General features: G+C 69.3%; 19 protein-coding genes and 1 pseudogene. 7 read left to right on the plus strand and 13 right to left on the minus strand.

The genetic code is table 11. From position 1 onward, the window contains the following. Positions 1 to 142: 142 nt before the first annotated feature. A complete protein-coding gene (locus ACWDZ6_RS17935) occupies positions 143 to 658 on the minus strand; it encodes a MarR family winged helix-turn-helix transcriptional regulator (protein WP_451503634.1) in 516 nt (171 codons plus the stop codon). Between the two features lie 90 nt (positions 659 to 748). Here ACWDZ6_RS17935 and ACWDZ6_RS17940 point away from each other — a divergent pair, with 90 nt between their 5' ends. Beyond that, on the plus strand, positions 749 to 1,531 hold the full coding sequence (locus ACWDZ6_RS17940) for a dioxygenase family protein (RefSeq protein ID WP_451503635.1): 783 nt from the start codon (positions 749 to 751) through the stop codon (positions 1,529 to 1,531). On the opposite strand, the gene ACWDZ6_RS17945 is transcribed toward ACWDZ6_RS17940, so the two are convergent. Continuing rightward, on the minus strand, positions 1,528 to 2,085 hold the full coding sequence (locus ACWDZ6_RS17945; protein ID WP_451503636.1) for an N-acetyltransferase family protein: 558 nt from the start codon (positions 2,083 to 2,085) through the stop codon (positions 1,528 to 1,530). The two genes, ACWDZ6_RS17940 and ACWDZ6_RS17945, sit on opposite strands and share 4 nt — an antisense overlap. 147 nt (positions 2,086 to 2,232) lie before the next feature. Here ACWDZ6_RS17945 and ACWDZ6_RS17950 point away from each other — a divergent pair, with 147 nt between their 5' ends. Further along, the gene (locus ACWDZ6_RS17950) at positions 2,233 to 3,231 is read left to right on the plus strand and encodes a sigma-70 family RNA polymerase sigma factor (RefSeq protein ID WP_366731590.1); all 999 of its coding nucleotides are present in this window, start codon (positions 2,233 to 2,235) and stop codon (positions 3,229 to 3,231) included. Positions 3,232 to 3,388: 157 nt separating this feature from the next. On the opposite strand, the gene ACWDZ6_RS17955 is transcribed toward ACWDZ6_RS17950, so the two are convergent. Beyond that, complete coding sequence (locus tag ACWDZ6_RS17955) at positions 3,389 to 4,351, minus strand: helix-turn-helix transcriptional regulator (protein WP_366731589.1); 963 nt, start codon at positions 4,349 to 4,351, stop codon at positions 3,389 to 3,391. Between the two features lie 62 nt (positions 4,352 to 4,413). Here ACWDZ6_RS17955 and ACWDZ6_RS17960 point away from each other — a divergent pair, with 62 nt between their 5' ends. From ACWDZ6_RS17960 to ACWDZ6_RS17970, 3 genes and pseudogenes are all read left to right on the plus strand, one after another. Next, positions 4,414 to 5,934, plus strand: coding sequence for an MFS transporter (locus tag ACWDZ6_RS17960; protein ID WP_389186362.1), 1,521 nt, complete (start codon positions 4,414 to 4,416; stop codon positions 5,932 to 5,934). A gap of 233 nt (positions 5,935 to 6,167) precedes the next feature. Beyond that, a complete protein-coding gene (locus tag ACWDZ6_RS17965; RefSeq protein WP_451503637.1) occupies positions 6,168 to 6,929 on the plus strand; it encodes a DeoR/GlpR family DNA-binding transcription regulator in 762 nt (253 codons plus the stop codon). Positions 6,930 to 6,981: 52 nt separating this feature from the next. Further along, positions 6,982 to 7,260, plus strand: a pseudogene (locus ACWDZ6_RS17970) (hypothetical protein); the annotation flags it as partial. Between the two features lie 36 nt (positions 7,261 to 7,296). On the opposite strand, the gene ACWDZ6_RS17975 reads toward ACWDZ6_RS17970, so the two are convergent. The 3 genes from ACWDZ6_RS17975 to ACWDZ6_RS17985 form a co-directional block, all read right to left on the minus strand. Then, complete coding sequence (locus ACWDZ6_RS17975; RefSeq protein WP_451503638.1) at positions 7,297 to 8,022, minus strand: VC0807 family protein; 726 nt, start codon at positions 8,020 to 8,022, stop codon at positions 7,297 to 7,299. Positions 8,023 to 8,200: 178 nt separating this feature from the next. After that, a complete protein-coding gene (locus ACWDZ6_RS17980; protein WP_451503639.1) occupies positions 8,201 to 8,968 on the minus strand; it encodes a DUF6227 family protein in 768 nt (255 codons plus the stop codon). A gap of 145 nt (positions 8,969 to 9,113) precedes the next feature. Beyond that, positions 9,114 to 10,259, minus strand: coding sequence for a P1 family peptidase (locus ACWDZ6_RS17985; protein ID WP_451503640.1), 1,146 nt, complete (start codon positions 10,257 to 10,259; stop codon positions 9,114 to 9,116). A 209-nt stretch (positions 10,260 to 10,468) separates the two neighbouring features. Between ACWDZ6_RS17985 and ACWDZ6_RS17990 the strand changes: the two genes are divergently transcribed. Further along, a complete protein-coding gene (locus ACWDZ6_RS17990) occupies positions 10,469 to 10,675 on the plus strand; it encodes a hypothetical protein (RefSeq protein ID WP_366731583.1) in 207 nt (68 codons plus the stop codon). A gap of 7 nt (positions 10,676 to 10,682) precedes the next feature. On the opposite strand, the gene mscL is transcribed toward ACWDZ6_RS17990, so the two are convergent. From mscL to ACWDZ6_RS18020, 6 genes are all read right to left on the minus strand, one after another. Continuing rightward, entirely contained in the window at positions 10,683 to 11,147 is a 465-nt protein-coding gene (gene mscL, locus ACWDZ6_RS17995; RefSeq protein ID WP_451503641.1) for a large conductance mechanosensitive channel protein MscL, read from the minus strand. A 141-nt stretch (positions 11,148 to 11,288) separates the two neighbouring features. Next, entirely contained in the window at positions 11,289 to 11,765 is a 477-nt protein-coding gene (locus tag ACWDZ6_RS18000; protein WP_451503642.1) for a hypothetical protein, read from the minus strand. Between the two features lie 325 nt (positions 11,766 to 12,090). Next, positions 12,091 to 12,942, minus strand: coding sequence for an S-methyl-5'-thioadenosine phosphorylase (locus tag ACWDZ6_RS18005; RefSeq protein WP_326650557.1), 852 nt, complete (start codon positions 12,940 to 12,942; stop codon positions 12,091 to 12,093). Positions 12,943 to 13,071: 129 nt separating this feature from the next. Beyond that, positions 13,072 to 13,419 (minus strand): FmdB family zinc ribbon protein, encoded by a 348-nt coding sequence (locus ACWDZ6_RS18010; RefSeq protein ID WP_366731579.1) that lies wholly within the window; start codon positions 13,417 to 13,419, stop codon positions 13,072 to 13,074. A gap of 68 nt (positions 13,420 to 13,487) precedes the next feature. Then, complete coding sequence (locus ACWDZ6_RS18015; RefSeq protein ID WP_451503643.1) at positions 13,488 to 14,750, minus strand: MFS transporter; 1,263 nt, start codon at positions 14,748 to 14,750, stop codon at positions 13,488 to 13,490. A gap of 262 nt (positions 14,751 to 15,012) precedes the next feature. Then, positions 15,013 to 16,536, minus strand: coding sequence for a potassium/proton antiporter (locus ACWDZ6_RS18020; protein WP_366731661.1), 1,524 nt, complete (start codon positions 16,534 to 16,536; stop codon positions 15,013 to 15,015). A gap of 215 nt (positions 16,537 to 16,751) precedes the next feature. Here ACWDZ6_RS18020 and ACWDZ6_RS18025 point away from each other — a divergent pair, with 215 nt between their 5' ends. Further along, positions 16,752 to 19,481, plus strand: coding sequence for a penicillin acylase family protein (locus ACWDZ6_RS18025; protein ID WP_451503644.1), 2,730 nt, complete (start codon positions 16,752 to 16,754; stop codon positions 19,479 to 19,481). Here the strand turns inward: ACWDZ6_RS18025 and ACWDZ6_RS18030 are convergent. After that, on the minus strand, positions 19,471 to 20,064 hold the full coding sequence (locus tag ACWDZ6_RS18030; RefSeq protein ID WP_451503645.1) for a 5-formyltetrahydrofolate cyclo-ligase: 594 nt from the start codon (positions 20,062 to 20,064) through the stop codon (positions 19,471 to 19,473). The two genes, ACWDZ6_RS18025 and ACWDZ6_RS18030, sit on opposite strands and share 11 nt — an antisense overlap. Positions 20,065 to 20,109: the final 45 nt, after the last annotated feature.

The raw sequence follows: 20,109 nt of genomic DNA on the forward strand, positions 1-20,109 counted from the left end.
CGAACTCGGCGGACGCTGAGAGGTCAAGCGGAAAGGGCCCTGCCCGGGTGGTGAACCGGGGCAGGGCCCTACGCGTGTGTGCGGCGTCATTCGTGCGTACGGCGCTTCGCGTGCGCAGGGCGCCTCCCGTGTGCGCGCGGCGTCAGCGGAGCCAGGGCAGGTCCGCGCACGAGTCCTGCGGCTGGAGGCCCTCGGCCATGATCCTCATGATCTCGCCCAGCTGCCCGACCTGTTCGGGTGTGAGCCGGTCGAACATCGCCTGGCGTACGGCCTCGACATGGCCGGGTGCGGTCCGTTCCAGGACCTGGAGGCCCTCGTCCGTCAGTACGGCATTCTGTCCGCGCTTGTCGGAGGGGCAGTCCTCCCGGCGTACCCAGCCGTTCTTCTCAAGCCGCGCGATCGCGTGCGAGAGCCGGGAGCGGGTGATCTTGGCGTCGATGGCCAGTTCCGTCATCCGCTTGCGGCGGCGCGGGGCCTGGGAGAGCTGGACGAGCAGGCCGTAGTAGATGTGCGGCATACCGGCGTCGCGCTGCAATTGGCGATCGAGGTGGTCCTCGAAGAGGGTGGTGGCGTGCAGATACGAGCGCCAGACGCGCTGCTCGTCCTCGGTGAGCCAGCGCGGTTCGGCGCCGCCCCCGCCGGTGGATGCCGTAGTCATGTATCCACTCTACGACCTATTCTTGAAAGTTGAACTATATGGAGTTACCCTTGGCTTTAGCTTGAATGTTCAAGTAGAACGGGAGCTGCCATGAATGCCACGCCCACCGCGGAGCGCATGCCCGCCCTCTATCTCTCCCATGGCGCCCCGCCGCTCGCCGACGACCCTCTCTGGCCCGGCGAGCTCGCCGCCTGGTCCGCCGGCCTGCCGCGCCCCAAGGCGATCCTGATGGTCTCCGCCCACTGGGAGGAGGCCCCGCTCGCGCTCGGTGCCACTCGGGCCGTGCCGCTGGTGTACGACTTCCGGGGTTTCCCCGAGCACTACTACCGGGTGACGTATGCCGCTCCCGGTGCTCCGCAACTCGCTGATTCCGTAAGGAAATTGCTGCGCGGAGCCGGTACGCCCGTACAGGACATCCCGGACCGCGGCCTCGACCACGGAGCGTATGTCCCGCTGGTGGAGATGTTCCCGGGCGCCGACGTCCCCGTGCTCCAGATCTCCATGCCCACGCTCGACCCGCAGAAGCTGCTGGAGATCGGGCGAAGGCTCGCACCGCTGCGGGACGAGGGCGTGCTGATCGTCGGCAGCGGCTTCTTCACGCACAATCTGGCCGCGCTGCGGCACCAGGGGACTCCCGGCTGGTCGGCCGAGTTCGACGACTGGGGACGGCGGGCGCTCGCGGCGGCCGATGTGGACGCTCTGCTGGACTTCGAGAACAAGGCGCCGTCCGGGCGGCTGGCCCATCCCCGGACCGAGCACTTCGCGCCGCTCTTCGTCACGCTGGGAGCGTCTCAGGACGAGCTCGAGAGCGGCCGGAGTATGATCGACGGCTTCTGGATGGGCCTGGCGAAGCGGTCCGTGCAGTTCGGTTAGTCCGAACGGCTGACGGCCGCCTCGTCGTCGAAGTGGCCCAGCTTCTTCTCGTACCAGGCCACGTCCCAGTACTTCCCGAACTTCCTGCCCACCTGCTCGTACGTCCCGACGTGCCGGAAGCCGAAGCGGGTGTGCAGGCGGGCGGAGGCCTCGTTCGGCAGGGCGATTCCGGCGTATGCGCGATGCAGGTCTTCGCCGTCCAGGGCCTCGAAGAGTGATGTGTAGAGGAGTGTGCCGATGCCCCGGCCCGCCGCCTCGGGGGCGCAGTAGACGCTCACCTCGACGGATGTGGAGTACGAGGCCTTGGGGCGGAAAGGCCCGCTCGTCGCGTAGCCGAGAATGAGGGCAGAACGGACATCCCGAGCAACCAAAAGACGGTGGGGGCCGTCTTCAGGGTGGGAGTGCAGCCATGGGCGGCGCTGCTCGGGTGTGAAGGCGGCTGTGTCGAAGGTGATCGCAGTCTCGCGTACGTAGTGGTTGTAGAGCTCGGTGAGAACCTCCAGATCGGCCTCGGTGCCCGCGCTGACCTGCACTTCTGTACATTGCTGCGGCATTCGTCCTCCCCGGATGACGGGACAGGGTACTGCATGATCACGAAAATGATGGGTGGCGTGGGAATTCTGTCCCGATTCCAGTCGTTGTTTCCATCGGATGCAGGGCACCCGGGAGGGTGTCGCAACCTACTCAGTAAGGGAGCACGCATGGCAACCCGTGCCGTCGCCCGTCGTCAGTCCGGCTCCGGTGGGACCGCCCGGGCAAGCAGCGTTCGCGCCGTGGGCGGGGAGATCGCCGACCGCGACCTGGTCGGCATGTACCTCGATGAGATCGCGCGTACGCCGCTGCTCGACGCCGCCAAGGAAGTCGAGCTGTCCCAGACCATCGAGGCGGGTGTGTACGCCCGCCAGATCCTCGCCAAAGAGGTGGACAGCGATGCCGGCGGTGCCGCGCGCGAGGAGCTCGAGGCGCTTGTCGCCGAGGGCGAGCGCGCGAAGGACATCTTCATCCGCTCCAACCTCCGGCTCGTGGTGGCCGTCGCCAGACGCTATCCGCGCAGCGGTCTGCCGCTGCTCGACCTGATCCAGGAGGGCAACGCCGGTCTGGTCCGCGCGGTGGAGAAGTTCGACTACGCCAAGGGCTTCAAGTTCTCGACGTATGCGACCTGGTGGATCCGCCAGGCGATCACGCGTTCCATAGCCGACCAGTCCCGCACGATCCGGCTCCCTGTCCACCTGGTGGAGGAGCTCGGACGCATCCGCCGCGTCCAGCGCGAGTTCAACCGCGAGAACGGGCGCGAGCCGGAGCCGGCCGAGGTCGCGAAGGAGCTCGGCTCGACGCCGGAACGGGTCATCGACGTCCTGGACTGGGCGCGCGATCCGGTCAGCCTGAACATGGCGGTGGACGACGCGGGCGAGACGCAGTTCGGCGACCTGCTGGAGGACACCTCGGCGGTGTCTCCCGAGCAGTCGGTGCTCACGCTGCTGCGCAGCGAGGAGCTGGAGGACCTGATCGGCAGGCTCGACCACCGTACGGCGTCGATCATCCGGATGCGTTACGGCATCGAGGACGGGCGGGAGCGTACGCTGACGGAAGTAGGCAAGGAGCACGGCCTGACGCGTGAGCGAATCCGCCAGATCGAGAAGCACGCGCTGCTGGAGCTGAAGCGGATGGCCCGCGACACGGGCTTCGACGCGGCGGCATAACCGGCGCCCCACAAGCGGACCCCGGCACCCTCCCCCCCGGTGTCGGGGTCCTTCTCTGTCGCCGTCGCCATGCCCGGGTCGCGTCGTGCCCGTGGCGTCGCCCTCACCGTGACCGGGTCGCGTCGCCCTCACCGTGACCGGGTCGCCTCTGTGGCACTCAGCGTCCCGTGGCCGCGCGGGTCAGGCGCGAGCCCAAGTCCGTGACGTACTCCGACAGCCGCCCCGGGCCATGGACCGTGAACTCGCAGTCCACCAGGGCCAGTCGGAGCGCCAGCCACTCCACCGAGTCCGCGGACCGCGCCCGCAGCCTGCACATCTCCTCGCCCGTCGGCACCGGCGCCCCCAGGTGCTCGGGCAGCCGCGCCGCCACGAACGCCGCCGGGGCCTCGAAGCTCACGTCGATGTCGTACTCCGGCTGCCGGGACATCGAGTGCCCGAGCAGCTTTGCCGCATCCCCCGTCGGCAGCTCCCGCGGTACGAAGCGCGCCCCGGTGGCAAAGGGTTCCGAGACCCGGTCGACCCGGAACGTACGCCAGTCCTCTCGCCCCATGTCGTACGCGACGAGATACCAACGACGGCCGGTCGAGATCAGCCGGTACGGCTCGACCTGCCGTTTCGTCTCCGTCCCGTCACCCGCGCGGTAGCCGAAGCGGAGGCGTTCCCGCCCGGTCGCCGTGCCGGCGATGACGGTCAGCGTCTGTGGGTCGATCGTCGCGCCGTCGCCCCGCGTGAGCGGGATCGTCGCCGCCTGGAGCGTGGTGACCCGGTGCCGCAGCCGTGACGGAAGCACCTGTTCCAGCTTGGCGAGGGCTCGTACGGAAGCTTCCTCGATGCCCTCGATCGCATGGCCGGCCCCCGCCCGCAGGCCCACCGCGATCGCGACCGCCTCCTCGTCGTCGAGGAGCAGCGGCGGCATCGCCGCGCCTGCGACCAGGCGATACCCGCCGATCGCCCCCCTCGTTGCCTCGACCGGATAGCCGAGGTCCCGCAGTCGGTCGATGTCGCGCCGGATCGTGCGCGGGCTCACCTCGAGGCGCTCGGCGAGCTCGCTGCCCGGCCATTCGCGCGGAGTCTGGAGGAGGGAGAGCAGATTCAGCAGCCGTGCCGGAGTGTCCGTCATGTGTTTCAGGATGCCCGTTATCTAGGACGTAAGCTGACCTATATGAGCTCTAGATTCATCGTATGAGTTCACAGCCCGCCGTAACGGATACGGCATCAGACCGCCGACGCTGGATTGCGCTCGCCATCGTCATGACCGCGGCCTTCATGGATCTGGTCGACGTCACCATCGTCAACATCGCGATTCCGAGCATGGAGCGGGACCTCGGCGCCTCGTTCGGTGCGATCCAGTGGATCACCGCCGGATACGCGCTCGCCTTCGCCGCCGGTCTGATCACGGGTGGCCGCCTCGGTGACATCTACGGCCGCAAGCGCCTCTTCCTGATCGGCATCTCCGGCTTCACGCTCGCCTCCGCCCTCTGCGGATTCGCGGCGAACGAGGAGATGCTGGTCGCCTCCCGCCTGCTGCAGGGTGCGACGGCCGCGATGATGGTGCCGCAGGTGCTCGCGATCATCCATGTCACCTTCCCGGCGCACGAACGCGGCAAGGTCTTCGGCATGTTCGGCGCGATCATCGGCCTCGGCGCGGTGTCCGGCCCGCTGCTCGGCGCGCTGCTGACCCAGTGGAACCTCTTCGGCCTCGAGTGGCGCCCGATCTTCCTGATCAACCTGCCGGTGGGCATCGCCGGACTGATCCTGGGCCGGAAGTTCATCACCGAGTCCCGCGCCCCGAAGGCACTCAAGCTCGACCTGGTCGGTGTCGCGCTGGTCACGCTCGGACTGCTGATGCTGATCTATCCGCTGACACGCGGGCGTGAGCTGGGCTGGCCGCTCTGGGGCCATCTGTGCATGGCGGGCAGCCTGGTCGTCTTCGCCGCCTTCGTGGCGTACGAGAAGCGGAAGACCCGCAAGGACGGCTCGCCGCTGGTCGAGCTCTCGCTGTTCAGGGTGAAGAGCTTCGCCGCCGGTATCGCTGTGCAGCTCACCTTCGGCATCGCCTGCGGGATCTTCTTCCTGGTCTGGACGCTGTACATGCAGATCGGTCTCGGCTGGAGCCCGCTGCGGGCGGGCCTGACCGGTGTCCCGTTCTCGATCGCCGTGTCCGCCGCGGCCGGGATGTCCGTACAGAAGCTGGTGCCGCGCTTCGGCCGGAAGGTGCTGCAGGCGGGTGCGCTGACGATGGCCGCCGGGCTGCTGCTCTACATCTGGGAGGCCGGACGGTACGGCACGGCGATCCACTCCTGGCAGATGAGCCTGCCGCTCGTGGTGATGGGTGTCGGAATGGGGCTGATCGTGGCGCCGCTGACGGACGCGGTCCTGTCGGACGTGCCGCGTGAGCACTCGGGCTCGGCGTCCGGGCTGATCAACACGACGCAGCAGATGGGCAATGCGCTGGGGCTCGGCCTGGTCTCGGTGGTCTTCTTCGGGTCGATCGACGACCGGATCGCGCCGAGCGCGGTGGGCAAGGCCTTCGGGGACGCGTTCCAGAGCTCGCTGTGGTGGGTGGTGGCGGTGCTGGCCGTGATCTTCCTGGTGATGTTCGCGCTGCCGGCGCGGCCGAAGCAGCATGTGGAGGGGGCGGACGCGGGCACGGAGGCGGTGACCGAGGGCCCGGTGGATCTGGAGCCCGCGCTGTCGCACTGACGCGGTCGAGTGGTCGCATTGACGCGGTCGTGCTGTCGCTTGGACGAGATCGAGCTGTACGAGGCCCGGCCCGGGATACGTCCCGGTGCCGGGCCTCGCCGCATCGTCCGGCTTTGCGGGCGGCCTGGGTCCGAAAGTGTCCGCTCCGTGCCCGGATCTGTTTACTTCGCGGAAATCCGGGCGTAGCCTGCGGTGAAACCATAGATTCGGGCATGGAGCGGATGTAAACCCACATGTACGCACCGGAGCGTCAGCAGGAGATCCTGCGCCTCGCCCGCGAAGGCGGCCGAGTCGACGTGCTCTCGCTCGCCGAGGAGTTCCAGGTCACCGCCGAGACGGTCCGGCGTGACCTCAAGGCCCTGGACCGGGCCGGGCTCGTCCGCCGCGTACACGGTGGAGCCATCCCGGCGGGGCGGCTCGACTTCGAGCCGGACCTCGCCGAACGCGAATCCACCGCCGCCGACGAGAAGGACCGCATCGCGCGCGCCGCGCTCGCCGAACTGCCGTCGGACGGCAGCGTCATCCTCGACGCCGGTTCGAGCGTGGGCCGCCTCGCCGCGGCCTTCCCGCTGGAGTGCTCGCTCACCGTCGTCACCCACGCCCTGCCCGTCGCCGCGCGCCTCGCCGACCACCCCGGCATCGACCTCCACCTGGTGGGCGGCAGGGTCCGGCACCGCACGCGCGCCGCCGTCGACGCCTGGGCACTGCGGGCATACGGCGAGATCCACGCCGACGTCGTCTTCCTCGGCGCCACCGGCTACTCGGCCGACGGCGGACTCACGACGCCCGACCTCGCCGAGGCGGCCGTCAAACGCGCGATCGTCGCGGCCGCGCGGCGCGTTGTGCTGCTGGCCGACTCGGCCAAGCACGGGCAGGAACACTTCGCCCGCTTCGGCGACCTCGCCGACGTCGACCTGCTCATCACCGACAGCGGGCTCAGCCCGGAGGACGCCGCGGCGATCGAGGCCGCGGGAACGGAAGTCGTACGCGCATGATCCTCACCGTCACGCCGAACCCGTCGCTGGACCGTACGTACGAGGTCCCGGCGCCGACCCGCTGCGGGTCATCCCGGCGGCGATGGCGGGCGGCGCGGTCACCGTCGCGCTCTCGATGGCCTTCGAGTGCACCCTGCGCGCCCCGCACGGCGGCATCTTCGTGGTTCCCCTGATCGGCAGCCCGTTCCTGTATCTACTGGCGATCGTGGCCGGCACCGTGGTGAGCGCCGGACTTGTGATCCCCCTCAAGGGGATGCGCGGGACGGAGACGGTGGCTGCCGTCACCGAGACCTCCGCCGCCGAAGAGGCGAAGGTCCCGGTTGCGGCCTGACGGACGTCGGACAACTGCCGACGGACGAGTGGCGGTTCAGGCCGGAGCCTGGGCCGCCGCTTCCGCTTCCACTTCCGTCGGTTCGGCTTCTGCCGCTTCCGCTTCCGCTCCCGCCGCCGCTTCCGCGGCCTCGCGGCGGGCGCGTCCCTTCTTCCCTGCCCGGATCGTGTACACCATCAGGCCCGCCAGGAAGACGAACGGCAGCACGTTGGAGACCCCGACCATCGTCTCCGTGTCCAGTACGTAGACCAGCCCGGCCTTCACCGCCGCCTCGACCAGGAAGGCCACACCCCAGACGATGGTCAAACGCCGTTGGGCGGTGCGGAAGCCCGGGTACTTGTGCCACATCGCGTTCCAGTCGGCAACGCCCTCGGGCGTACCGTCCGTGCCGAACTTGCGGCCGAAGTAGAAGATCAGCGGCCGCTTGAGCGTGAGGCTGACGAGGAAGGCGAGCCCGAGCAGCCCGGTCAGCGCGGAGTCCTTGAGGAAGAGCAGCTTCGCGCTGTTGAACGCGAGGGCGCTGACCGCTCCCAGCAGCAGCGTGATCAGGATTATCACGCCGAACTCGTCCACGCGCCGGTGCATGGCGAAATAGATGGCCAGCTCGACCAGTGGCCAGCAGGAGATGAGCAGTAGGGCGGGGAACTCGTCGATGCCGTGGTCGGTCAGCATTCCGTACGTGATCCACGGCAGCAGGACGCCGAACAGCATCGTCGGGCCCCAGGTCAGGAGGACGCTTCCTCGTCTGCCGGATTCAGCCATGGTGGACTCCATTCCCCCGAGCGGTCGTTCGCCGCAAAGACGGGCCGGAGCCTATGGAGTGGAGGTGAGCAGCGGGGCAGGGCTTGGCGTGATCTTGACCAAGATCAGGAACGAGGATTGGCCTTGAGGCAGGTTTCGTGCTCTCCGACCGCCGGGCCGACGTTCACCGCACGCCGGTTCACCGGACGCCCGCGCGCAGCTCCATCGCCTCGCGCGCTATGTGCTCCGCGGCGTACACCTCGCACATATGGCGGCCGTCGGGCGTCGCCGTGTGCTCGACCTCCCACAGGCTCGTCTCGGTGCCGTCGAGCAGCAGGAACGCGTGCTCGTACAGCGTGAAGCCCGCGTCTTTCCCCTCCACCCGGCACTGGCGGCCGAAGACCTGCGTGATGTGGTGGGCGAAAGCGGCCCGCAGCAGGCGCGCGGTCTCCTCACCCGGCCGGTCGGCGTTCTCCGCGCGGCGCAGCACACGGCGCGCGTGGTCCGCGGAGTCGTCCGGGACGTACATCCGGGGGAGCGGGGCCGGGGGAGCGGTCATCAGCGAGGTGAGCAGCTCCAGATCGGCGTCGAGGTCGTCGCCCTCGACGCCGGAGTCGCGGCCGGTGTCCGTGGACCCGGCGAAGCCCGGGAAACCGGCGGGCAGCCGCGACGCGGCGAGGCGGACCTCCGACTCCTCGGTGTAGAGCTCGTGCTGCTCGGCGCCGTCGCGGCCGGTGTTGTGCACCAGCTCCCACAGGACGAGGGAGCTGCCGTCGCTCAGCAGATAGGCATGCCGGTACGTGGCACGGTGCAGGGCCGCACTGTGGTGCGACGAATGCAGCGAACTGGCATGGGCCAGCGCGGATTCGAGCCGCTCGACCGTCGTGTCGGGCAGATCGAAGGAGTTGAGCGCCCGACCCAGGAGTCGCTCGAGCTGCGTCTCGGTTGTCTCGTACGGATCGTTCAAGTTGGGTCTCCAGGCCGTCGCCGCAAGTCACTTGGTGATTGCTAAACGTAGCCCCTGGGTCTGACAACGTGTCCTGCGTTCCGGAAAACGAAGGGGAGTACGCGGGAAGTTCCCGACTTCCCGGCCAACACGGCTGTCCTGTACGTCAGTCGATGTCGTACAGGTCCCGGTACGAAGGGAAGGTGCCGCCGGGTCCGTCGACGCTCCGTGCCGCGAGAACCGCCCGCACGATTGCCCGGGTCACCACGTCCGCGCCCGCCGCGAGCACCTCGTTGAGGGCGAGGGGGTCGGTGGCGTCGAGCGGGACGACGCCGGTGGCGAGCGTGAAGACGGTGTCGCCGTCGTTGAGGAGATGGACGGGGCGTACAGCGCGTGCGATGCCGTCGTGCGCCGTGCCCGCGAGCTTCTGCGCCTGGGCCCGGGTCAGATCCGCGTCGGTCGCGACGACGGCGAGTGTGGTGTTCAGCGGCGGCAGCGGAGGCCATCCGCTCGCCCGGCCCGTCTCGTCCAGCCGCTGCCGCGCCGCCGTGTGGACCTCGGTCGGCGGGTAGTCGACGCGGCCTTCGAAATACTGGCCGTACAGCACACCGGTCAGCGGGTCGATGACCGAACCCACCGCGTTCGCGACGACCAGTGCGGCGACGGTGACCCCGGAGCCGAGGACGGTGCCGGCCGTGCCGAGCCCGCCCTTCAGCCGCCCCACCACCGCACCGGTACCGGCGCCCACGGATCCCTCTTCGAACGGCACACCGCTCTCGGTGGCTGCCGCCGCCTCCACCGCCGCGCGCCCGGTCGATGCGTCCGGGCGGGCCTGCCAGTCGCCGCCGCGCCCCAGGTCGAAGACGCAGGCCGCGGGTACGACCGGCACGACATGGCGGGGCTCGGGCCCCACCCGTACACCGCGACCGCGTTCCTCCAGCCAGGCCATCACTCCGGCGGCGGAGTCGAGTCCGTACGCGCTGCCGCCGGTCAGTACGACGGCCTCGATGCGCTGGACCAGGTTGCGGGGGTCGAGGGCGTCGGTCTCGCGGGTGCCCGGGCCTCCGCCGCGTACGTCGACGGCGGCGATGGCCCCGCCCTCGGGCGCGAGGACGACGGTGGTGCCGCTGAGCGCGCGGTCGCCCGGTACGCGCGCGTGCCCGACCCGGAGGCCGTCCACATCGGTCAGGCCGCCCGTGGGCTTGCGCGTGAGCCCGTCGGCCGGCCTGTCCGTCGTCCCACCGCTCCGCGGGCTCCTCGGCCCGTCTGCCGTCCCGTCCGTCCGTGCGTCATTGACTGCCATGAAGTCCATGCGTACCACGGGACTTGGCTCAGCGCCCCGGCCATGGCCACGTCCCGACCCGTGGCGTCGCTCAGGTGACCCGGCCGCCGTCCTGGTGGTGGGCGTGTCCGCGTCGACCGTGGCCAGGACCCGGTGCGCGCCCGGTGCCGCGACCGGACATGCTCCTTCGGCCCCCGCCGCCGTACGCGCGCTCGTATCCGCCGCCGTACCCTGGAGGTATGAGCACCGCCCCCGCCCCCGGACCGCGTGATGCGGAGCAGCCGCGGCAGCAGTCCCCGAAACCGAAGCTGATCTTCGACGATCCGCTGGACCAGCAATCCTCGGACGATACGGACCGCGGGTGGGGCGAGCGGCCTCTCACGAGCGGCGACAGCGCCGCCGAGCTGGCGCGTTTCCTCGACGAGAAGCCGCCGCACCACATCTGAGCCGCCGCTACCGGCCCTGCCCCGAACCTCGCTGCGCCACGAGCGCGTCCCTGATCTCCTTCAGGACCTCGAGCTCGGTCAGCTCGACCACTTCCTTCGCGCCTTCCCTGGCGCGCTCCCGGGCGGCGCGCCTGGCCAGGTACTTGGACATGGGCAGCACCATTAGGAAGTAGACGACGGCCGCTGTGATCAGGAAGGTGAGCGTGGCGCCGAGCACGGACCCCCACATGATCCTGATGCCGGCCACCTCGCCGTCCACAACGTCACAGGTGCCCTTCAGGCAGGAGCTGTAGGAGTCGAGATCCTTGGTGCCGAACGCGCCTACCAGCGGATTGATGACGCCCTTCACCACGGCATTCACGATCTGGGTGAACGCCGCGCCGATGACCACGGCGACGGCCAGGTCGATGACATTCCCGCGCATCAGGAAAGCCTTGAAGCCCTCCAGGACGCTGACCTTCTTCTCGCTCACCACTGAGCCTCTCTTCGCATGTGCAGGACACGGAGCCAGACGTTCCGAAACCTACGTCAGCGTGTAGTCGTGCTGTCCAATCCGCACTGCCAACAGATTCCCTGACGGTGCGTCAGGTCGGTGGCTCGTGTCGACTCCGAGTCAGTACACCGTCACCGTCAGTCGCGATGTCGCTCCCGCGCCCGCGAGTGCCGCGGCGGTGGTGCGTGGCACCGACAGCACAATCAGCGCACCGCCGTCCGGGGAAGCCCCGCGCAGCCCCGGGACATTGCTGACCCGGACGCCCGACGCCACCACCCGCGCCGCAGTCCCTTCCCCCACAGGGGAGTTGGCCGCGGCGATCACATCCACCCGGTCTCCCGGGCGCAGCAGCCGGACCATGGCGGCATCCGCGATTCGCACCGGCGCGGACACCATCGCGGCGGCGGGCCGCCGCTCGCGCTGGGGCGCGGCCGCCAACGCCTCGGCGCCCCCGCTGTCCGGTCCCCGCGCACCCGAAGCGGCAAGCGCCGCCGCCGTCATGGCAAGCCCCGCCGCCATCGCCCGGCGGCGCCGGAGCATCGCGCGCCGCAGGCGGTGCGCCCCACCCCGCACCCGCAGCGGAGCGAACGGCGGCACGCCGAGGGGCTCCGGGGCCGGAGCGGAGGAGGGAGGAGGAGGGGGAGGGGGAGAAGGAGAAGGAGGAGAGGGATGGCGAGAAGGAGGAAACGGAGAAGGGAGAGCAGGGAGAGAAGGAGGAAGCGGAGGGACGGAAGAGGGGTGAAACGACATGACACACACCGCCTGCCGTGAGGAGTGGAGAGGAGTGGAGTTGGGCCGGCCACTCCTCACGATCCACTCTCCGCGCGCATCCCGCCGACGCCTGTGGACGACCCCCGCGCTGTGGACAACTCCCTCACCCGCAGGAGGGCTTGACCGCGCCGGGCCGAAGAACGCCGAAGAACTACGGCAGCTGAAGTCCTGTGTCGATGCCGTCCAGCGCATGCGAGCAGAGACAGTCCCGCGTCTCACCCGCCGGCAGCCCCGCAACCGCGTCGAAGAGCACCGTGCGCAGCCTGTCGACGCTTGCGGCGAAGACCTTCATCACGTCTCCCTGGGAGACGCCCTCGCCCGTCTCGGCCCCGGCGTCCAGGTCCGTCACCAGCGTCATCGACGTGTAGCAGAGCCCCAGTTCACGGGCGAGAACCGCCTCCGGGTGCCCGGTCATGCCGACCACCGACCAGCCCATCGCCGCATGCCACTGCGACTCCGCCCGGGTGGAGAAGCGCGGCCCCTCGACCACGACCAGTGTCCCGCCGTCCACCGGCTCCCAGTCCCGCCCGCGCGCGGACGCGAGGACCGTCTTGCGTCCCTCGGGACAGTACGGATCGGCAGGCGACACATGCACCACGTTCGGGATGGTCCCGTCCGGCAACGGCAGACCGTCGTAGTAGGTCTGCGCACGTGCCTTCGTACGGTCCACGAACTGGTCGGGCACGAGCAGCGTCCCGGGACCGTACTCCGGGCGCAGCCCGCCCACGGCGCACGGCCCGAGCACCTGTCCCACGCCCACCGACCGGAGCGCCCACAGGTTGGCGCGGTAGTTGATGCGGTGCGGCGGCAGATGGTGGCCGCGTCCGTGCCGGGGCAGGAAGGCGACCCGCCGGCCCGCGATCTCGCCGAGTAGCAGCGAGTCGCTGGGACTGCCGTACGGGGTGTCCACCTGGATCTCGGTGACGTCCTCCAGGAAGGAGTAGAAGCCCGAGCCGCCGATCACGCCGATCTCTGCGGTCGCGTTGGTCGCATTCGTCGCCATGGCGATCACACTATCCGTACGCGAAAACGCCAAGGACCCCGCCGTACACAACGGCAGGGTCCCGGAAAGCAGGCGTCAGGCGGCCGGGCCACGTACAGCGGCCGGGCTGGGCCGGGCGGGGGAGCGGCGTCAGGCGGCCGAGCTGCCGCTGGAGCTCGACGACGAGCCCGACGAAGAGGAAGCCGACGTCGAGGACGACGAAGCGGCGGGCTTCGAGTCCGACGCCTTCGCGCTCGAGTCGGACGACTTCGCGCTCGCGGACGCGGGCGACGTCGACGAGGGCGAGCTGCTCGAGGACGAACCTCGGCTGTCGTTCCGGTAGAAGCCGGATCCCTTGAAGACAATGCCCACCGCCGAGAACACCTTCTTCAGGCGTCCTTCACAGCTGGGGCACACGGTCAGGGCGTCATCGGTGAACTTCTGCACCGCCTCGAGGCCCTCGCCGCATTCGGTGCACTGGTACTGGTAGGTCGGCACTTGTCTTCCTCCTGGCACTCTCACTCAATGAGTGCTAACGACGATCCATAGTGACCTATTCCGCTGGATCAGTCCACTGTCAACGGCACGCGGTGACTCATCCCACGTGCCGCGATCCGCCCCGAGGCCTTCGGCGACAGCCGCGAGCGGAGCGAAATCAGCGTGACGAATGCCAGCACAGTGCCCACCAGCGGTACCACGAATCCGGCGCTCGCGCCGTTCGCGTCGGCCAGTCGCCCGGCCACCGTCACGGCCGCCGCCTGGCCCAGCGCCACGGCACCCGTCAGCCAGGTGAAGGCCTCGGTACGGGCCGAAGCCGGCACCAGAGACTCGACCAGTGTGTAGCCGCTGATCAGGGCGGGCGCGATGCAGAGACCGACGAGCAGTCCCAGCCCCGCCAGCAGCGCCACGGAGTGCACCGCCCACAGCGCCGACGCCGCCAGCGCGAGCCCGGCGTAGCCGAGCACCAGCCGCCGCCGCGGGCCGCTCTTCCACGCGATGGCACCACAGGCGACGCCGGCCAGCATGTTGCCGGCCGCGAAGATCCCGTACAGAAGTCCGTTGGCGCCGGGGTTCCCGATCTCCTCGGCGAAGGCGGTCAGCGAGACCTGCATTCCACCGAAGACCGAACCGATACCGAGGAAGGCCACGGCCAGCACTCGCACCCCCGGGACGGAGAGCGCGGACGCGTGCGGTTCGGCGGCCGTCGCCCTGGCCCGTACCGCAGGCTGCGTGCCGCTCTGAGCGGCGAAGAACAGACCGCCGGAGAGCGTCAGCGTCGCCTCGGCGATCAGGCCGGCCGCCGGGTGCACGCCGGTGCACAGCGCTGTCACGAGCACCGGTCCGACGACGAAGGTGAACTCGTCCGTCACGGACTCGAAGGCGGCCGCCGTCGACATCAGTGGCGAACCATCCAGCGTGGCCGCCCAGCGGGCCCGCACCATCGGTCCGACCTGCGGTACCGAAGCACCCGTGGGCACGGCGGCGACGAACAGTGCCCACAGGGGCGCCTGTGCCAGCGCGAGCGCCGTCAGCGCGGACACGGAAGCGGTGTGCACGAGCACGCCGGGCAGCAGTACGGCCCGCTGCCCGAGACGGTCGGCGAGCTTGCCGCTCTGCGGCGCGAAGAGCGCCATGGAGACGCCGGTGAAGGCGGCGACGGCGCCGGCGCTGCCGTACGAACCGGTGGTGTGCTGCACCAGCAGGACGATGCCGATGGTCAGCATCGCGAAGGGCTGCCGCGCCAGGAAGCCGGGGAGCAGGAATGTCCAGGCGCCGGGTGTGCGCAGGAGCTGCCCGTATCCAGGACGGTTGTTGACCGTGGATGCCACGGTCCGTGCCTTTCTGCCGCCTGGTAGCGCTTCCCTGGTACGCGTCGTACTTGTGGTACGAGACGCACGGAGCCGCCGAGAGCTGTCCTCTTGCGCTGAACTGCGGTAGATACCGGGGCCCACTGAGGGGGCTCCGCGGCCGCCATACGGTCGCGCCAGCTCTGCGTCAGGCAGAGTTGGTCGATCAGTGTGCCTTGATGCTACAGGGCATATTCGATTCGTGCCTGGGAAGTAGCCCACACATTCCAAGATCTGCCTGTGATTAGCCGGACCTCCCTGTGGATCTTCCTCCGGCGTTTCCATTCATTCCCAGCCAGTCGGCAAGCTTTCCGCCCTGTCCGACCGCCCGCAGCCGCCGCTCCGCGGCGTCCCGCACCGGATCCGTCGCCACCACCAGCAGCTCGTCACCCCGCCGCAGCACGGTGGAGGGCAGCGGTACGAAGCTCTTCCCTTCGCGTACGACCAGGGTGACCGCCGAGCCGGCCGGCAGCCGCAGCTCCGCGACCTCCACGCCGTGCATCTTCGACCCCTTCGGGATCGCCACCGACAGCAGATGCCCGCGCAGCCGCTCCAGCGGCGCCGACTCGATGCCCAGATCGGCGGCGTCGAACGGGCCGCCGAGCCGCAGGGCCTTCGCCAGCCAGGGCAGCGTCGGTCCTTGGACCAGGGTGTAGACGACGACCAGGACGAAGACGATGTTGAAAACCCGGTCGCTGCCCTCGATCGAGGTGACCAGCGGGATGGTGGCGAGAATGATGGGCACGGCGCCGCGCAGTCCCGCCCATGACATGAGCACCTGTTCCTGCCATGGAATGCGGAACGGCAGCAGGCTGATGAAGACCTCCAGCGGCCGCGCCACCATGGTCAGTACCAGACCGACCACGACCGCGGGCCAGAAGTCGACGAGCAGCTCGTGCGGCGTCACCAGCAGCCCGAGCAGGACGAACATGCCGATCTGCGCGATCCAGCCGAGGCCCTCCGCGAAGCCGCGGTTCGCCGGCGCGTGCGGCAGCCTGGAGTTCCCGAGCACCATGGAGGCGAGATAGACGGCGAGGAAGCCACTGCCGTGCGCCATGGCGCCGGCCGCGTACGCCACCACCGCGATCGCCATCACCGCGATCGGGTACAGGCCCGAGGCGGGCAGCGCCACATGCCGCAGCCCGAACGCGCCCAGCCAGCCCGTCGCGAGCCCGATGGCCGCGCCGATCGCCAGCTCCAGCGTGATCTTCCCGACCAGTACGTACCAGTCGTCGATGGGTCCTGCCGTGGAGAAGGCCATCACCAGGATGACCACGGGGGCATCGTTGAAGCCCGACTCGGCTTCCAGTACGCCGGTCACCCGGGACGGCAGCGGCACCTTGCGCAGTACCGAGAAGACCGCCGCGGCGTCCGTCGAGGACACGACCGCGCCGATGATGAGCGCCTGCCGCCATTCGAGCCCGACCAGATAGTGCGCTCCGGCCGCCGTGATGCCCACACTCACCGCGACGCCGACGGTCGACAGCACGACCGCCGCGGGCAACGCGGGTTTGATCTCCTTCCACTTGGTGGCCAGGCCGCCCTCGGCCAGGATCACCACAAGCGCGGCATAGCCGATCACCTGCGTCAGTTCGGCGTCGTCGAACCTGACGTCGAAGATGCCGTCCTGCCCGATCGCGATCCCGATCCCGAGATACAGCAGCAGGCTGGGGAGCCCACTGCGGGACGAGATGCGTACCGCCGCGACGGCGATGAGCAGAACGAGCGAGCAGATGAGCAGGAGTTCATTGAGCTGGTGGACACTCAGTGGCCGATCCTTCCCTCGCGCCTTCGGGCCGGATCGCTCCTCCGGCCGGCGACACTTCGTTACCTTACCTAATCTTTAACGTTTCCTTGACGGGTCGATCATTCGTACGAGAGAGGTCCGGCCGCTGCCTTACGGATACCGCGTCCGGGCCGCCGGAGCGCTGCGCCTATGGTTGCTCCAGCACCCAGGACCAGCCTGCGCCTCGAAGGACAGCGATGCCCGCCAACACAACCGCCTCTTCCCCCAAGAAGAAGAAGGGGCGACGCGCTCGCCTGCTCGTGATCGTCCTGGTGCTGGCGCTTGTCGCGGGTGTCGGATATGGGACGTACTGGAGCATCAGCACCGTGCGCGCCTCGTTCCCGCAGACCAACGGCACGGTCAAACTCGACGGCCTCTCCGGCCCGGTCGAGGTCAGACGGGACAACTACGGCATCCCGCAGATCTACGCGGACAGTGACGAAGACCTGTTCCGCGCCCAGGGCTTCGTCCAGGCGCAGGACCGCTTCTGGGAGATGGACGTCCGCCGCCATATGACGGCCGGCCGGCTCTCCGAGATGTTCGGCTCCGGGCAGGTCGAGACGGACGCGTTCCTGCGCACTCTCGGCTGGCGCCAGGTGGCGCAGAAGGAGTACGACACCCTCCTCACGCCCGAGACCAAGAAGAACCTCCAGGCGTACGCGGACGGCGTCAACGGCTACCTCAAGGGCCGCGAGGGCAAGGACCTTTCGGTCGAGTACGCCGCCCTTGCCTTCAGCAACGACTACAAGCCCGAGAAGTGGACGCCCGTCGACTCGGTGGCCTGGCTCAAGGCGATGGCCTGGGACCTGCGCGGCAATATGCAGGACGAGATCGACCGCTCGCTGCTGACGAGCAGGCTCAGCGACAAGCAGATCAAGGACCTGTATCCGGCCTATCCGTACGACCGGAACAAGCCGATCGTCGCCAAGGGCGGTATAGACCCCGCGACCGGCAAGTTCGACCCGGCAGCCAAGCCGTCCGGCGCCTCCGGCGGCGGCAGCGGGAACAGCGCGGCGGGCGCCGCCCAGGGCCTCAACTCCCAGCTCTCCGCGCTCTCCAAGACCCTCGACACGATCCCCGCTCTGCTGGGCCCCAGCGGCAGCGGCATCGGCTCCAACTCCTGGGTCGTCTCCGGCGCGTACACGACGACCAACAAGCCGATGCTGGCCAACGACCCGCATCTCGCACCGTCGCTGCCCTCCCTCTGGTACCAGATGGGCCTGCACTGCCGGACGGTCTCGGCCACCTGCCAGTACGACACCGCCGGCTACACCTTCTCCGGCCTGCCCGGCGTGATCATCGGTCACAACCAGGACATCGCCTGGGGCTTCACCAATCTCGGTGCCGACGTCACCGACCTCTACCTCGAGAAGCTCAGCGGCGACCGCTACCAGGTGGGCAACGAGGAGAAGGCGCTGACGACCCGCAAGGAGGTCATCAAGGTCGCGGGCGGCTCCGCCAAGACGATCACGGTGCGCTCCACCGGCCACGGCCCGCTGGTCTCCGACCGCAGCAGCGAGCTGGAGCAGGTCGGCGAGAAGGCCCCGGTCCCGAACGCCGCCCCTGACCGTGGCGCCGGGTACGCCGTCGCGCTCCAGTGGACCGCGCTGCAGCCCGGCAAGTCCATGGACGCGGTCTTCGAGCTCAACCGCGCCAGGGACTTCAACTCCTTCCGCGCGGCCGCCAAGAACTTCGAGGTCCCCTCGCAGAACCTCGTCTACGCCGACGTCAAGGGCAATATCGGCTACCAGGCTCCCGGCAGGATCCCGGTCCGCGCCGAGGGCGACGGCACGAAGCCCGTTCCCGGCTGGGACCCCCGGTACAAGTGGAAGCGCTACATCCCCTTCGATGAGCTGCCGTACGAGTACAACCCCGAGCGCGGCTACATCGTCACCGCCAACCAGTCGGTGATCGATGCGAAGAAGTACCCGTACCTGCTGACCAAGGACTACGGCTACGGCGCCCGCAGCCAGCGGATCAACGACCTCATCGAGTCGAAGATCCAGGGCGGCGGGAAGATCTCGACCGAAGACATGCGCACCATGCAGATGGACAACAGCAGCGAGATCGCCAAGCTGCTGACGCCCTACCTGCTCAAGATCGATGTCTCGGACAGCTACGTCCGCGAGGCCCAGAAGCTGCTGGAGGGCTGGGACTACACCCAGGAGCCGGACTCCGGTGCCGCCGCGTACTTCAACGGGGTCTGGCGCAATGTCCTCAAGCTCGCCTTCGGCAACAAACTGCCCAAGGAGCTGCGGGTCGAGGGGGAGTGCCTGAGCGTCCGTCCGGCCGACAGCTCGGCCCCGGACGACCAGCTCAGCGAGCGGGTGCGGGAGTGCGGCCAGCGGGACACCGAGTCGGCGCAGCCGGACGGCGGCGACCGCTGGTACGAGGTCGTACGCAGGATCCTCGAGGACGAGAAGAACGAGTGGTGGCAGTCCCCGGCCAGCCGCACGGACAAGGCCACCACCACCCGGGACGAGCTGCTCGCCCGGGCCATGGAGGACGCCCGCTGGGAGCTGACGGCCGAGCTCGGCAAGGACGCCTCCAGCTGGAGCTGGGGCAGGCTGCACCAGCTGACGCTGAAGAACCAGACCCTCGGTACCGAGGGTCCCGGCTTCCTGCAGTTCGTGCTCAACCGCGGTCCGTGGAACCTGGGCGGCGGCGAGGCGGCGGTCAACGCCACCGGCTGGAACGCGGCGGGCGGCTACGGAGTCATCTGGGTGCCGTCGATGCGGATGGTCGTCAACGTCGGTGACTGGGACAAGTCCCGCTGGATCAGTCTGTCCGGTGCGTCGGGGCACGCGTACAGCGCGCACTACACCGACCAGACGGACAAGTGGGCGAAGGGTGAGCTGCTCGACTGGGCCTACGGTGACGCGGCCGTGAAGGCGAAGACCGTCGACACCCTCGAGCTCACTCCGTAAAGCGCCTGACGGCCGTGGGCGTCACCACGGCGTGTACGGGGTGGTCGTGCGGTTCCTCCGGGACCCGTGCGAGTACCTCGTTCGCGTACAGCAGAACCACCAGCGCGGGGTCGGCGCCGGCCGCCGCGAGCCGGGAGAGGACCCGGTCGTACGAACCGCCGCCGCGGCCGAGTCGCATACCGCGCGAGTCCACCGCGAGCCCCGGAAGGAGCACGGCATCCGCCTCCAGTACGGCGTCCACGCCCAGCCGCTCGCCGTCCGGCTCCAGCAGTCCGCGGCCCGCGCGCACCAGATGCTCCGCGCCTCTGTATTCGCCCCAGTCCAGATCGTTGTCCGCCTTCAGGACCGGCAGCAGGAGGCGCACTCCCCGCTCGCGCAGCGCTTCGAGCAGCGCCCGCGTGCCGGGCTCGCGCCCCACCGAGACATAGGCGGCAACCGTGCCCGCCTCGGTCAATTCCGGGAGATTCAGAGCCTGTCGCGCGAGAACCGCGGCGGCCTCCTGGACGTCCTCAGTGGACAGAAGGCTCCGGGCGTCGAGGAGTTCACGTCGTACCGCACTCTTTCGGGACAAGTCGCCGCTCATTGCGTTCTCAGAAACCTCTCGTATACGCCTTTATGAGCAGGAAGT

Source organism: Streptomyces sp. NPDC002926 (genome assembly GCF_053591755.1).